Origin of the sequence: Acetobacter tropicalis, from assembly GCF_030644465.1 — a bacterium.
In the GTDB taxonomy this organism is placed as follows: domain Bacteria; phylum Pseudomonadota; class Alphaproteobacteria; order Acetobacterales; family Acetobacteraceae; genus Acetobacter; species Acetobacter tropicalis.
Genome location: NZ_JAUYUW010000001.1, coordinates 1,478,208 through 1,492,080 on the forward strand (window position 1 = coordinate 1,478,208; position 13,873 = coordinate 1,492,080).

Below are 13,873 nucleotides of genomic sequence, written 5' to 3' on the forward strand. Positions count from 1 at the left end.
CGGGTTCGCAGGTTATCTGAGAACCGATTCGATGCTATAACGCAATAGTGGATATTTCAACTTATTTTTCTTACGCCACGTGGGGTCGTTCAGTAGATATTATCATAAACTTTCTTCATGATCTTCATGAACGCCTCAATCTCACCGTCCTCAATGTCATGAAACGCACGTTCAAAAATCAGTCCAGCCTTGACCCGAACCTGATCCACGCCTGCGTGCCCCTTCTCGGTAAGACTGACTTCTGTAACACGCCCATCCTTGGCTGACACACGTGTCGAAACCAGCCCCTCACCTTCCATGCGGTAAATCAGCTTGGTCATTGTGGGCATCCGGATCACAGCAAAATCAGCGATGGTGCTTATCGGGGCGCATTCATGCTCATATAAAATATTCAGCACGCGCCACCGCGGCACATCCATCCCAATCGGCTTCAGATGCGCGTCCATGCGGAGATGATACAAGCCGGTAAGACGTGAAAGGTGAAAAAAAGGAGATGTCTCAGGCGTGAAAGCCGGATTTGTCGGGTTTGCCTGACGCCAGATCTTGCCTCGTCTCAAAATACATCCTCAGCTCTCTTGAACGGACCCTAGCTCGAAATCACGCGACTATAGTGAAAGTGCGTCATTGCAAGCACCTGACAGCGCTCCTCATATTCTCAGGTACCAGCCGGCTCCCCTCGGGTTTCATGCCAGAAGAACTAGCCCATCTCGCTAGCAGCGGAAAGAGACTTTTGACTGAGTGAACAAGGGAAGAACAGCGCAGCGGCAGAACAGATTACCAGTCCGAAAGCGTACACTGTAACCGCCTGCACGCTCCCCACCGCGTGATACAGGAAAACTGCAACAAGCGGGGAAAGACCGCCTGCCAAGATAGCCCCCACCTCATGAGCAAGGGCTACACCGCTGTATTGCACCTCACGCGGGAACAATCTTTCCAGAAGAAAGGGTTCAACCGCAATTGTCGGGGCATGGCCGAGCGCAAGCAGCAGCACAAACGCACTTATAACAGCGATCGCACTCCCTGCCTCAATGAGTTTAAAAAACGGTCCTATCAAAAGGGCTAAAGCCAGAATGCCTGAGAGATATGTCCTGCCAGCCCCCCACCGGGCAGCCAGCCATGCAGCAGCAGGCATGGAGACCCCGTCTGCCAGCAAGCCTATCATTAAAGCCAGAAGTAATAATGTATCAGGCACATGCTTCTCATGACCGTAGGCCAAGCCAAATACAGTAATGAGATAAACGCCTCCGTTCTCCGCTAATCGCAGGCCAATTCCTCGAACCAGCGGTATTGGATAATCCCGCATGATCGCCCAGACAGGAAAGCGAGACGTGCGCTTAGCGGAAGATGTTGTCTTGAGATCGGTCATTGCACTACGCAACCATACACCCAGGATGACAGTCGGTAACGTTGCCAGAAACGGCACACGCCAGCCCCACACCAAAAAATCTTCTGGCGAAAGATGAGAGACCAGCCAGAGCGCCGCCGTCCCCAGGACCATACCGATCGCGACCCCTGATTGGCTCAGGGCAAGGGCCACCATTTTACGAGGACCATCAGGCAGCATTCCACCGACAACCAGAATGCTACCCGCCCATTCACCGCCTGCCGCGGCCCCCTGCACCAGCCTGAGCAAAAGCAGCAGCATCGGTGCCAGACTTCCCACCATGGCATAGGTTGGCAGGAGGCCAATTAAAGTCGTAGCACCCCCGATGAGAAAGAGAGTCCAGCGAAGGGCCACCATGTGCCCGTGCCGATCTCCCAACGCCCCAAAAAAAATTCCTCCCAAGGGCCGCGCGATGAAACCTGAGGCAAACAGACCTATGGCCTCGATCTGGTTCTGAAATGCGGAAATGTTTGAGGAGAAGAAGAGCGACGCAAACACCAGTGGCGTCGCTGCGGTGTAAAGGGCAAAGTCATACCATTCCACGATATTACCGATCATGGCACTCAGTAGACCTATCCGCGCATGTCGCATGGAACACCCCATATTTTACAGGTCAATACTAAATGATATTTCACATGAATATGCAAATATAATTCGATAGAATCGAAATAAATATTTGGTTGGATGACTAAGTCAGCCGATACAGAAGAAGCAAATAAAATTGCAATCCCTTACGACAGATGCCCGACCGGCCTCTTCTCTGCCATTCCTCTCGCTGCAACCGTCTTGTTCGGGTTAGCGCCATAAAGAACGTCCACCGACTGTTGCGTGATTGGTACGAAAGCCGCATTATTGAACGGATTTGCCGGCATGTGGCTGCCGATCGCGACAATGCATACATGATGACCGACAGCATGATTATCTGTGCACCTCAGCACAGCGCTGGAGGCCTCAAAAAGGGGAGAGGGATCAGGCCATTGGGCGATCCCGTGGCGGGCTGACCACGACGATCTACGCCATTGTCAATGCTGCGGGAAAGATTGAGGCACTTTCCCTGACGCCCGAACAAAGGGCCGACATCACTGAAACAGGACTACTGCTCAATGAAGTCGGTCCCAAGGTTTTCATCTCCGACAAATCTTATGACGCCGGTTTGCTTATTGAAAAGCTTGAGGAATGGCAGATTCCCCGTTTCCTCCTTCAAGAAGAAACAGACGCAATCCCCGTAGAGTCCTGTTCTCTCTTTATAAACAACGAAACATCATTGAACGGTTCTTCGCCACAATGCTCGCGCTTAACTGACGACACGCCCTAGTACGTGAAGCTAACTTCACCAAGGAACATTCTTCCTGCTGAAGGTGTAGAGCGGTTAGAAAACAGGCTTTGATAATTCAGGCGATTTGCCAGATTGTATCCGTTCATGGAGATTTTCCAGTGCTTGTCAAAGCGGTGAGAAATAACTGCACTGAAATCAAGGTTGGCAGGTGCCCGGAAGGTATTGGCAGCATTTAGCCAGACATGCTGCCGCCATGTCACCCCCCCACCAAACGCGATGTTATAAGGCGTATTTGCAAACGCATTATAGACTGACCACAACGTTGCCTGATTGTGCGGAACGTACTGAACGTTTTTACCACGATTGGCCTTTGTGGCGGAGTAAGTCGTATCACTATCATACAGCGCGTACGTTGCCGTTACATTCCAGCCCGGCAGGATGATGCCGCCTACAGACAATTCCAACCCCTGGTTACGCTGGCGGTCTGATGACCCCTGAACCTCGCCCGTTACAGGATCTGCGTTAATGGCATTCCCTTTATCAAGGCGGAACAAGGATGCCGTTGCGCCTATACGATCATGAAACAGGCTGTATTTTGCACCTAATTCATAGAGCTGTGCTTTTTCCGGGCTCGCAAAAGAATTTGTTCCCGGACGGATGGGCACAGACCCGTTGGTAACATACATCCCCATCGGGGTTGTTGAGCTTGCCCACGTGAAATAATAAGTCTGATGCTCATCTGGTGTCGCTACAAGACTGACATTCGGATTGAAAACGCCACTTACATCATGAAAATGCTTATCCGGATTGGTGGCAATATTTCCGCCTGTCAGATTGTAACTGGTCTGCCACCGATCCCAACGGAAACCGCCTTTGACGGAAAGCCATTTTGTCAACCAGATCTGATCAAACAGGAACAGGCCTGTATCAAACCCATACCCACTGCTATGCGGTTTAGCCCCCAGGGAACCCAGTGTCACCAAACCAGCTGGGTTGGAATCCCCCGGCACAAGGTCAAGATTACCAACATACGGGTTTGGGTTAACAAGACTGGCGTAAGGTTTTGCTTTTAAATACGTTGACTGAGACCGCACGTCATTCACACGTTCGATATCGAAACCCGCCACCAATTGATGCCGGAGAAAGCCGGTATTGAAATTGGCAACCATTGACGCAACATTCTGCACGGACCAGCTTCTCTGCTCATACGGTAGAGGGGCCATATACGTGCCTGCTCCAGTGCCATTTCCGGCACCCTTGGGGCCAGACCGCGCGACGAGAGCAGCCGCAGGATCGCCGTTAAAATAATTATTGACGCATGTTGTGTCACATGTGGCTTTGGATGCTGCAAAATTACGGTAGTACTGTCCGCCCCGCAGATCATCATACACCGTAATATGGTCGTTCACCTTATAGGTGAAGCGTGCCGTTTCCATATTATCATTGGTTGAATTCTGATCGTTATTTGTTCCGTACCAGTTTGTGCGGCGAATGCCATATTCTGTAATGGGTTGGCCATAAGAGGCTCCCGGCTTTGTAACAACCGGCACCCCGAAATCCGGAACAGAATTTTCCTGTTGGTGCATATATTGCAACACCAGCGTTGCCCGTTTTCCAAGCCCGAAAGCAATGGAGGGCGCAATACCCCAGCGATGGGAATAGATGTAATCACGGCCGACAACGTTATGCTCATCGCCCATGCCGGTAAGACGGAAGGCTGTTGCGTTATCAAGTTTCTGGTTGATATCCAGCGTCCCGCGATAATAGCTGCCTGATCCACCCGTAAAATCTGCGGAGTAGTGATTCTGCAAGCCGGGTGTTTTTGTCACCATATTAATGGCGCCACCCGTTGTGCCATTTCCAAAAACTTCTGATGAAGGCCCTTTAATGACGGACACAGAATCAAAATTGAAAGAATCACGGGAATAAACCCCGAAGTCTCTCAAACCATCTTCATAAATATCATTCTGCGCCTGAAAGCCACGAATAAGGAACTGATCCCCGTTCATGCCCCCCGCGCCTTCACCAATGGAGGCTGTAACACCCGGCACGTTACGCAGGGCTTCATCCAATGATTTGACGTTCTGCTGACGCATCAACGCTTGTGGAACAACGTTGATGTTTTGCGGCGTATGCATCACGTCCTGCGGCATACGCGAAAGCCCGACAGACTGGTGCATGGTGTTAAAGCCATGACCCGTTACCGTCAGGCGCTCTTCGTCTTCTGAATTGACGCTCGCAACATTGGTTACGCCCTGTGCATCCGTCCGCAGCCGTTTGCTCTCACGCTTTGGGTGTTTTTTTTCATCATGAGATTCTTGCGGTGTCGATGCTAATGCCTGAGCTGAAAGAAACAGAGCACTGGCAACGGACATCGGCGTAAGATACGTCCGATACACTTTTTTGGTCATTCACCAAACTTTCAGCAGAACTTAGGAAGTCGTGCCTATACACTGGAAATGACAATCATTCGCAATAATTGTAATAAACATATCTGATATGCTGCTATTGATTAACTCTTAATTCCTCCTGATTGCATCTAACATCTACCCGTTTTTTGATAATTTATAAATATTTATTTAATTTTCCCAACAAAGGAAGGTCCGTGCGCGTTGCTGATTTTGAGATCGCTGGGGAGCGATAACTCATTCTGAGGCTTTATGCCGGATGCGTCTTGATGGAAGTAAGAAAACAGCTTTTATAGTCAAAGTTCTCACGATTTAGCCCTTAAACCGCGATAGGGCGTGCAGACATTAGATGCGGATCACGAACTGCCTGTCTTTATGCGGTTTTTCGGCTGTGAGAGGCTGACTTTATTCTTCACACGGCAAGGGTGAGGGTTCGAAAAACCCAAGTTCTCGCTGTTTTGGGAACAACCAGAAATGCCCTGAACATATTCTCGTATCATTATCAGTGCGAAAATACAGATATGCGAGGAAACCCTCTTTCCCCAAAGATACTGTTCTTCATATCTTTTTGAGAAAGAGGTTGGTTGATCGGGTATATATGCGGCTTAGAAGGAAATATCTCCGCGCAGATAGTAAAACCCGCCGTTCATACCAAGCTGAGAGGTGCTCATGTAATATTGGGGCGCGCCCAGATAACGGTTGTTATCCGGCACACGGCTGGGCCGTGCATCAAACAGATTGTTGCCCCCCAGCGTTACCGCCAGATGTGGATTGACCCGATAGGTTACTTCCAGATTTGTTATGAATTTTGGCGTGTTATGGAACTCTCTGTAGTTGGTGCTTGACAGGGAGCTCGTGTTTCCGGCCCCGCCATAATAGGACAACTGGGAGGTAACCTGCCCGTACCGGATTTCATGCACGGCAACGGCCCATTTACCACTGGTAAAGCGGCCACCGAAAATCATTTTGCTACGTGGGTAAGCCGTGGTGATATAGGCAATACTCTGCGCGTTCAGCAACGGGTTGCCATTGGTGTCCGTAGCCTGATGGGAAAGGCGCGTACGGTTGAGATTGATGGCAACATCCCAGTCAATCCGGCCAATGTCACCCAACCTGGTAGGATAAGTTGCTGTCAGGTCAAGTCCCTGTGTGCGCGTACTGGCCACGTTGGCGAACCAGTGTGTGGACAGAGATGAAGCAGACCATGTTGGATAGCTATCCGGCAATGTAAAGCCGTTCATGACCAGAGCAGAGGCTGCCTGTGCCCCGTACACCTGCCCACCGGGCATGATCTGGTCACGCAAATTGATCTGATACACATCAACGGTAACATGCAGTTTCTTGAACGGCTCCATGACAATACCGCCACTAACGTTTGTGGAGCGTTCAGACTTCAGGGCAGACGCCCCGTTTGCCAGCGCACCAGCGGAATTCACTGCAATCAGCCCACGTGCTGCTGTAGGGGAAATAGCCAGAGCGCTATAATGTTCCTGCGCCAGGGTGGGAGCGTGGAACCCGTTGGATATGGTCGCCCGGAACGCCAGACGCGGAGAGACATCATACCGGGTGGAAACCTTGCCCGTTTCTGTATCTCCTACATCTGTGTAGTGTTCATAGCGCCCTGCCAGATCAAGCTGCCAGTGGCGGGTAAGATGTGTGGAAACATCCACATACCCCGCCACAACATCACGATTGAAGTTGCCAGCATTGCCGGGGTTGGTGCCTGCCAGAGCATCAGACCCGCTGCCATAAAGAGAGTCAGGTGAGCCCGTGCCAATGGAATAGCTTTCGTACCGATAGGAGGCACCACCGGCTACGTTAATTTCATGCGGCCAACCCGAAAACCGGAACTTGCGTGAAAGATCAAACGTGTTGCTCCACTGCGAATTATCGAAGCCCTGCACATCAAAGCGGGTGGGCGTGCGGCCCGTATCACGTTCAATGGCCGTATTGGCAGAGTTCTTCAGCCCGATATCATTGTAATCACGCCCGTAAACGGTTGAAAGATCCCAGTTCCATCCTTTGAAAACACCTTTGATACCTGCCGTGAGTTCATAATCGTTCTCCTCCATGGTTTGCAGGGGAGAATAACCGTAAGGATAAAGGGCGGCATAACCGGGATAATTGGCCAAAGAGGACGGCAGGCGATAGTTCTGGTACGATTCCGCATGACGGTGCGCATAAGTTGCCGTGCCGTAAAGCTGGATATTGTCGGTAATATCGTATCCGGCCTTGATGGCCACGCTTTCACGCGTCTGTTCCGGCTGCCCCAGCACATTGTTGATTTTGGTGCCAGTGCGGGCATCAGGCGCGCTGCGATAAGTATGATCGGTATGAAAGAAATCACCGCTAACGTGAATAAAGCCACGCTGCCCCAGTTTGGCTCCCCCATCCAGATAAACGCCCTGCTGGAAACCATCTTTAGCCGCCGTGATGCCAGAGATAGATTGGGCATGAAAACCATGATCCTGCTTTTTCAGGATGATGTTCACCACGCCAGCCACGGCATCTGACCCATACTGGGCGGATGCGCCATCACGCAGCACTTCCACATGGTCAATGGCCGCCATGGGGATCATGTCGATATCAACGGGGGTAGAGCCCTGCTGCGGGCCGGGATCTGCATACATGTTGGCTGTTGTATGGCGGCGCTTGCCATCTACCAGCACCAGCGTTTCGTTAGGATTCAGGCCACGCAGACTGATGGAATCTGTAAGGGCTCCTGTATCAAACCCACCAGTCGGCATGGTGAGAGACGGCAAAAGCTGAGCCAAAGCTTCACGCAGGTTGGGCTGCCCCGTCTGGCTCAACTGCTTGGCGGAGACTACATCAATAGGGGAAAGACTTTGCCGGGCCTTGCGCCCTGTCTCGCGCGTGCCAGTTACAATAACGCTTTCCTCGGCACCGCTTTCAACAGGAATACGTGCGGCTGTTTTGCTGACAGAGCGTACTGTGCTGGCCGCATTTTGCTGTGGCGCGGCAACAGGAGCACCTCTTGAAGTATGTGGCACGACAGTGCCCGCAGACACAGCGCCAGAGTCTTTGCCCCCAGAAGACAGAGCTGTTTGCGCATAAGCGGCAACCGGCCCGGAAAAAAGAGTTGCAGCCAACAGCGCGGAGGTAAAACTGCCCCGCTGGCGCAGAACTGCACCCCTGCCAGCCCACATGCCGCTTTTACCCTCTGACAAAAAACGCTGATGCACGAGGCATGCTCCTGACACACAAAAATACAGACAATAACGTGTTATTATCTATACAACTTTTCTTGTGGTATCATCTGGAAAGTCTGGAAACAGGCTGTATTGGCAACACTGTGTGACGGTTTCGCAACAGTTTGCACCACTGAGGAAAGCGCCGCCTCATCTGCCTGCCTTCCTCAACGCAGGAAGGTCACTCCTGTTCCAAAGACTGCAATTCATACAGTTTATGGTAAAGGCCGTCGGGTTTCTGAACCAGTTTTGCGTGCGGGCCATCTTCCACCACACGGCCGCGCTCAAACACCAGAATACGGTCCAGATCCACTACTGTCGCAAGGCGATGCGCAATAACGATTACGGTACGCCCTTCCATCAGCCGTTGCATGGCTTCCTGCACCAGCACTTCTGACTGAGAATCCAAACTCGCCGTGGCCTCATCCATCACCAGAATAGAGGTATTGGCCAGAAACGCGCGGGCAATGGCCACACGCTGACGTTCCCCGCCAGAAAGTTTGACGCCCCTCTCACCCACCAGCGTGTCATAGCCGTCAGGCAGACGGTCAATGAAATCAGCCGCATTGGCCAGCCGGGCGGCTTCTTCAATATCTGCCTGTGTCGCATCCGGGCTGCCATAGGCAATATTGTCCGCCAGACTACGATGAAACAGGATGGGTTCCTGCTGCACAATGGCAATTTCCGCGCGCAACGCAGATTGGCTGACAGTGGAAATATCCACACCGTCAATGGTGATACGCCCACCATCCAGTTCATAAAGCCGTTGCAACAGCTTGGTGAATGTCGATTTACCGGAACCCGACGGCCCAACCAGTCCCACGCGACTGCCTGCCGTGATGGTGATATTCAGATCAGAAAAAATCTGCTTTTTTTGTCCCGGATACTGAAAACTGACATGCTCGAACCGGATTTCGCCCTCGCGTGCCTTGAAAGGCAAAGCATTGAGCGCGTCCTTCACCGTGGGTTCCGTACGCCACAGCTCAAGCAGCTCTTCCATCTCATTAACGGAACGCTGCACAACAGACACCTGCTGGCCGATATCCCGCAGATAGCCCTGCACCAGAAAGGTCATGGTCAGCACGTAAGCGACATCGCCCGGCCCGGCGAGCCCTTTCAGCCACAACCATACTGCCGCCCCCGCAAGAGCCAGCCGCATGAAGGTGACCATCAGATTCTGAATGCCCGCGCTGTTGGTGCCGCGTGTCCATGTCAGGCAGGTGTGTTTGCGCCACTGGCCAATAACATCCTCCAGCCGCTGCTCTTCACGCTTCTCCGCGCCAAAGGCTTTGACCACCGCATTGCAGGTAATGGCATCCGCCAACGCGGCCCCCATGCGGCTGTCCCACCGGTTGGATTCCCGTGCCGTGGGCGCAACATAACGCAAGGTCAGCAGGCAGGAGGTGGTGATGAACACCGCGGACAGAACGCCCAGCAGCACCCCCATGAAAAGCCAGTGCCATGCCAGAACCAATGTGGTCAGCACCAGCAGGCAGACTTCAGGAATGAGCATAAGCAGCAGGGTATCATCCAGCATGTCCACCGCCCACATGCCGCGTGTCAGCCTTCTTACGGTAGAACCTGCAAATGTATTGGCATGCCAGTCTGTGGAGAGACGCTGTACCCGCGCAAAAGCCTGCGCGCCAATCTTGTGCATGACCTGCGTGGTCAGATGTGTGATGCCCAGATAGGCGGCCCGCTTGCCCAGCACATTCCCCACGCCGCACGCCGCCATGCCCCCTAGCATCCAGAGAGCATCCTGCACCATATTGGACTGAGTTGCAGGCTGGGCAACATCCGACACCAGCCGCCCAGCCAGAACCGGCATAAGCACATCCAGTATGGTAGCCACCGTTACACCGGCCACGGTCACCCACAACGGAACTGGAAAATCCAGCCAGCGGCGCATGACAAATTTCAGGACATCGACAAACAGATTTTGCCTCCGTGCGGCGGAATGCGCAGCGGAAGAGGGGGTATTCATAGGGAAATTCCGAAAAATAGCTCAGGAAAACTGAGAAAACAGGCCATATCTGGTCCGCTTATGTATCGTGCCCCATTCTTTTTAGCAAACCAGAACCGTGCTCAGGCCACACTCTGCCAATGGACGCACCAGCCCGGAGCGGGATAAACTGCCCCCATGGTCAAACAGCCCCCGCCCTCATCCCGCCGTACCACGCAGCCCGCAACCTCCAAACGGAAGGTTGCTGCCAGCCCGAAAAAACCGAAGGCTGCGGCAAAAGACAAAGCAGCACCTGTTGAGGACGCAAAGACTGTCACGCAGGCCCCACGTGACATGACCAAAGAGGAAATTCGTCTTTTCCTGACCGATCTTTCCCACGCGTGGCCCAATGCAGTGACAGAACTGCATTACACCACGCCTTTCACGCTGCTAGTGGCGGTAGTGCTCTCTGCACAGGCGACGGATGCATCCGTCAATCGTGTTACGCCGGGCCTGTTTGCGGATGCCCCTACGCCAGCCGCCATGGTGCAGTTGGGGGAAGAAGGCGTGGGCGAACACATTCGCACTATCGGGCTATGGCGCAACAAGGCCAAAAATGTGGTGGAACTGTCCCGCCAGTTGCTGGAACGGCATGATGGACAGGTTCCCGGCACGCGGGACCAACTGGAAGCGTTGGCAGGGGTCGGCCGCAAAACAGCCAATGTGGTCCTGAATGTTGCGTTCAATCAGCCCACGGTGCCGGTGGATACACATGTGTTCCGGTTGGCCAACCGCACCGGGCTGGGGCGGGGCAAAACGGTGGAGGCGGTGGAAACCGCACTGGAGAAGCGTATTCCACCGGAAATGATCCGTGATTCCCACCATTGGATGATTTTGCAGGGCCGTTACGTGTGTAAGGCGCGTAAGCCGGAATGCTGGCGCTGCGCTGCCAGTGCGCCGTGCCTGTTCCCTGCCAAGACGGACAGACCCGTCAGCAAACCGCCGCGTCAGAGCACATAGTCCCGGGCTCAGTGTGGTGGAGTTTCTTCCTTGCCTTGCTCTCCGGGCGATAGACGAAGCTTGGGCAAGCAAGCCGAAAGCAGGTCAGATTTTTACCCGGCACACCATAAAACTACTCCCCAGCCTTTCTACTGGTACAGCCTCTTGGAAGTGCGTCAAAAGCACGCAATTGAAGCCATCCAAGGTTTTTCGAACCTGCAAGACGGATATGAAGGCGCAAGGCAAACCCATGCGCCAGAAAACCCCACGCCCCATGGGCAATACCGCAGACCCGCACCTGACAGCGCTTTGAAACAGCCCCTTATAGCCAGCCGGAAAGGTCCTGCCGGGCGAGCTGTTCCAGCATATCCACACAGGCGGGGCTATCATTCAGGCACGGCAAAAGCGTGAAGGTTTCTCCGCCTTTGGCCATGAACTCATCACGCACTTCGTTACCAATTTCATCCAGCGTTTCAATGCAGTCCGCCATGAAACCGGGCGTAATGACCGCAATATTCTTCACCCCTTTTTCGGGAAGGGCTTCAATAAAGGGCGCGGTATAGGGCTCCAGCCATTTGGTGGGCCCAAAGCGGGACTGGAACGTAAGCGGCAGTGTTTCCGCAGTCATCCCCAAGGCGGCGCGGAGGGCTTCCACCGTGCGGATGCAGTCCGCCAGATAGGAATCTCCCTTGTCCACATACTCCTGCGGCAAGCCATGAAAGGACGCCACCACCATCTGCGGCGGGGAAGCAAGGGGTGCCAGCCCGTCCCGCACGGAATCAGCCAGTGCCTTGATATAGGCCGGGTGATCAGGAAACGGAGGCAACGTGCGCACAGCAGGTTGATTCCGCAGACGCATCAGCGCACGAAAAAGCTGATCATTCGCCGTAGCAGTCGTGGTGGCGCTGTATTGTGGATAGAGCGGCATAGCCAGAATGCGGTCACATCCATGTTCCAGCAGTTCCCGCACACCCGCCGCAACGGATGGCTTGCCATAGCGCATGCCCCACGCCACGGGCACGTCATCCTGAATAAAGCGCTGGGCCAGGCTTTCCGCCTGTGCACGGGTATAGCCGCGCAGGGGGCTTTCATTACGGGTTTTGTCCCAGATACGCTCGTACGCCTTGCCGCTTTTACCGGGGCGTACCGTCAGGACAACACCCTGCAGAATGGGCTGCCAGAGCACAGGAGAGCCTTCTATCACCCGCCGGTCAGACAGAAATTCGGACAGGTAGCGCCGCACGGAGCGGTATCCGGTATCATCAGGCGTGCCGAGATTCAGGAGCAGAATACCGGGGCGGCCTTCAAACGCGGCTGTGCCATCTGGGCGTTTACGTGGGGGAATATGGTGAAAAACCATGATCTCTTTCCTGAACCCGAACAGCCCTTGGCCGAACGTCTTTTAAAACAAACGGCCTTTTGCCAGCCTGCCATGCCAACGGATTTACGTGGCCAGAGTTTTCAAGCCCCGTTTTATGCACTTGAGCATAAGGGAGGGCAACGAGAGCGCATCCACCCCGGTTGCGGGAGCCAGAAACCCCTCCTGCACGGCCTGATTGGAAAAACGGCTTATACGTGCAGCATAGACCGTGACCTGCAGCGTGAAGTGCGTAAACACATGCTTGACCATGCCGCAGTCCTGCCATTCGGTCTGCACAGGGGCGTGGATCAGGGCTTCCTCCGTGCTCCACGGCTCGGTGCGCCATGGGGTGCCGGGCAATTCTGTCATGGCGGCAAGTAGCCCTTTTTCTGGCCGCTTGCGTAAAAGCACCTGCCCGGCCGCATCAATCACCAGAAAATGCGCACCGTATCGCACCGGTTTGACCGCCTTGGGGGCGCGGCGCGGCAAGGTTGCGGCTATGCCCGCCTTGTGCGCCGCGCAGACCGTAACCCACGGGCACAGCCCGCAAGCCGGGGAGCGCGGCGAACACAGGGACGCGCCCAGATCAAACAGCGCCTGCGCAAAATCGGACGGACGTTTCCGCGCTTCTTTATCCGCGTTCAGGCCAGAAGCGAGAACCGCAAGCTTTTTGCGCGATGCCGGAAGAGGCTCTTCTATTGCGAACAGGCGCGAGGTAATGCGCTCCACATTGCCATCCACCGGCACCACGGGCACGCCGAAGGCAATGGCGGCCACAGCGGCAGCGGTATAGGCCCCTACTCCCGGCAGGGTGAGCAAGCCTTCTACCGTGTTGGGAAAGCCGCCAAGCTCCACCACCTTCTGCGCACAGGCATGCAGGTTTCGGGCGCGGGAATAATAACCCAGGCCCGCCCACGCGGAGAGGACATCATCCCGATCCGCCGCGGCCAAAGCCTGCACGGTTGGAAATTTTTCCAGAAAACGATGATAATAAGGCCCAACCGCCTTGACGGTGGTCTGCTGAAGCATGATCTCGCTCAACCAGACCGCGTAAGGATCTGCCGTCTGGCCGGGGCCAGAACGCCACGGCAGCACACGGCGATGACGATCATACCAGTCAAGCAGGGAACGGGCGGGCGGGGTTTTCACGGAGGACGTTATGACGAAGGAGAGTCTCTCCGGCAAGACGGGAGAGAAGAAAACACGGGCAACCACCCGCTCCGCACCTTCGGCCAGAAGCAGTGCGAAAACAGGCACGGCACCCCAGAGAGAGAGGAAGCCGTCCGTTGAGCAAT

At 54.2% G+C, this 13,873-nt stretch carries 8 protein-coding genes; 1 reads left to right on the forward strand and 7 read right to left on the reverse strand.

Features of this window, described 5'->3' with window-relative positions; all coding sequences use genetic code 11:
- Positions 1–89: 89 nt before the first annotated feature.
- From QWU00_RS06600 to QWU00_RS06620, 5 genes are all read right to left on the reverse strand, one after another.
- On the reverse strand, positions 90–446 hold the full coding sequence (locus QWU00_RS06600) for a MarR family winged helix-turn-helix transcriptional regulator (protein WP_231551694.1): 357 nt from the start codon (positions 444–446) through the stop codon (positions 90–92).
- A 251-nt stretch (positions 447–697) separates the two neighbouring features.
- A complete protein-coding gene (locus QWU00_RS06605) occupies positions 698–1,942 on the reverse strand; it encodes an MFS transporter (protein WP_052051363.1) in 1,245 nt (414 codons plus the stop codon).
- Positions 1,943–2,695: 753 nt separating this feature from the next.
- Positions 2,696–5,071 carry a TonB-dependent receptor gene (locus QWU00_RS06610; RefSeq protein WP_081939055.1) on the reverse strand — a complete coding sequence of 792 codons (2,376 nt, stop codon included), beginning with the start codon at positions 5,069–5,071 and terminating at the stop codon, positions 2,696–2,698.
- Between the two features lie 602 nt (positions 5,072–5,673).
- Positions 5,674–8,235 carry a TonB-dependent receptor plug domain-containing protein gene (locus tag QWU00_RS06615; protein ID WP_238706705.1) on the reverse strand — a complete coding sequence of 854 codons (2,562 nt, stop codon included), beginning with the start codon at positions 8,233–8,235 and terminating at the stop codon, positions 5,674–5,676.
- Between the two features lie 223 nt (positions 8,236–8,458).
- Complete coding sequence (locus tag QWU00_RS06620) at positions 8,459–10,261, reverse strand: ABC transporter ATP-binding protein (RefSeq protein ID WP_035380582.1); 1,803 nt, start codon at positions 10,259–10,261, stop codon at positions 8,459–8,461.
- A gap of 156 nt (positions 10,262–10,417) precedes the next feature.
- Here QWU00_RS06620 and nth point away from each other — a divergent pair, with 156 nt between their 5' ends.
- Positions 10,418–11,239 (forward strand): endonuclease III, encoded by an 822-nt coding sequence (gene nth / locus QWU00_RS06625; protein ID WP_052051386.1) that lies wholly within the window; start codon positions 10,418–10,420, stop codon positions 11,237–11,239.
- A 301-nt stretch (positions 11,240–11,540) separates the two neighbouring features.
- Here nth and hemH read toward each other — a convergent pair whose 3' ends face one another.
- A complete protein-coding gene (gene hemH / locus QWU00_RS06630) occupies positions 11,541–12,578 on the reverse strand; it encodes a ferrochelatase (RefSeq protein ID WP_035380584.1) in 1,038 nt (345 codons plus the stop codon).
- Between the two features lie 84 nt (positions 12,579–12,662).
- The gene (gene mutY, locus QWU00_RS06635; protein ID WP_035380699.1) at positions 12,663–13,727 is read right to left on the reverse strand and encodes an A/G-specific adenine glycosylase; all 1,065 of its coding nucleotides are present in this window, start codon (positions 13,725–13,727) and stop codon (positions 12,663–12,665) included.
- Between the last annotated feature and the right edge of the window lie 146 nt (positions 13,728–13,873).

Excerpts from the sequence above, each read along its gene's own strand:
- QWU00_RS06600 (WP_231551694.1), bottom strand. The coding sequence starts at position 446 with ATGGACGCGCATCTGAAGCCGATTGGGATGGATGTGCCGCGGTGGCGC.
- QWU00_RS06605 (WP_052051363.1), bottom strand. The coding sequence starts at position 1,942 with ATGATCGGTAATATCGTGGAATGGTATGACTTTGCCCTTTACACCGCA.
- QWU00_RS06610 (WP_081939055.1), bottom strand. The coding sequence starts at position 5,071 with ATGACCAAAAAAGTGTATCGGACGTATCTTACGCCGATGTCCGTTGCC.
- QWU00_RS06615 (WP_238706705.1), bottom strand. The coding sequence starts at position 8,235 with ATGTGGGCTGGCAGGGGTGCAGTTCTGCGCCAGCGGGGCAGTTTTACC.
- QWU00_RS06620 (WP_035380582.1), bottom strand. The coding sequence starts at position 10,261 with ATGAATACCCCCTCTTCCGCTGCGCATTCCGCCGCACGGAGGCAAAAT.
- nth (WP_052051386.1), top strand. The coding sequence starts at position 10,418 with ATGGTCAAACAGCCCCCGCCCTCATCCCGCCGTACCACGCAGCCCGCA.
- hemH (WP_035380584.1), bottom strand. The coding sequence starts at position 12,578 with ATGGTTTTTCACCATATTCCCCCACGTAAACGCCCAGATGGCACAGCC.